Source organism: Micromonospora sp. 15K316 (assembly GCF_004348525.1).
Lineage (GTDB): Bacteria > Actinomycetota > Actinomycetes > Mycobacteriales > Micromonosporaceae > Micromonospora.
This window is the reverse complement of the sequence record NZ_SMKG01000443.1, coordinates 1-766: the sequence shown is the minus strand read 5'-3', so window position 1 is coordinate 766 and position 766 is coordinate 1. Positions and strand designations below refer to the sequence as shown.

Genomic DNA, 766 nt, shown 5'->3' with positions numbered 1-766 from the left:
GCCGTGGGGTGTGCCGGGAGGGCCGAGCGGGGCCGCGCCGGGCGCGCCGAGCTGGGGTGCACCGCCGGTTCCGCACGTGCCGCCGCCGACGGACGCCCGGCCCCTGGCGCCGACGCGGGTGGAGCCGTTGGCCGGCACTCCCTTCGGTGTGGTGCACCTGGACGTGCCGCCGGTCACCTCCGGCCTGGCGGTCGGTGCGCTGGTGGCCGGCATCGTCTCGATCCTCGTGTCGATCCTGGTCATCTGCTTCGGCGTGACCGGGGGCAGCTGGACTGGGGTCTGGGCGGCCGGCGCCTTCACCGTCCTCGGCGTGCTCACCGGCGCGGGTGCGACGGCCGCCGGGTTGCTCGGTCTGCGGCAGATCCGCCGGCCGCTACCCCCACCCGCCGTCCGGTTCACCGGCCACGGGCTGGCCGTGGCGGGGATCAGCTGCGGCGGGGCCGGCCTGGTGCTGAGCCTGATCGGCCTGGGGCTGGCCCTGTTGCTCTCGCTGGGCTGACCGTCGCCGTGCCGGCTCGGACGGCACCGCCGGCCTGACCGGGCTTCCGGTCGGCGTGCCCGGAGCAGCCGAGGGGCGGGGCGCGGCGGCGTCGTGGCACCGGTCGGACCGGTGAACCGAATCGCCGGGACGAACATCACCCGCCCCGCCGCGTGACTCGTGTCACGGCCGATGACCCGTCCGGGGTAGGGGGAAGGCCCCTGCTGTGCCGTCGCTGACCCGACTGGCGTCGGTGTCCGGATCGGGATGGCCGGTGACGGTGGGGTG

At 76.6% G+C, this 766-nt stretch carries 1 protein-coding gene; it reads left to right on the top strand.

The features are described 5' to 3' along the window. The first annotated feature begins 127 nt into the window (after nucleotides 1-127). Nucleotides 128-499, top strand: coding sequence for a hypothetical protein (locus E1211_RS32230; RefSeq protein WP_371686241.1), 372 nt, complete (start codon nucleotides 128-130; stop codon nucleotides 497-499). Nucleotides 500-766: the final 267 nt, after the last annotated feature.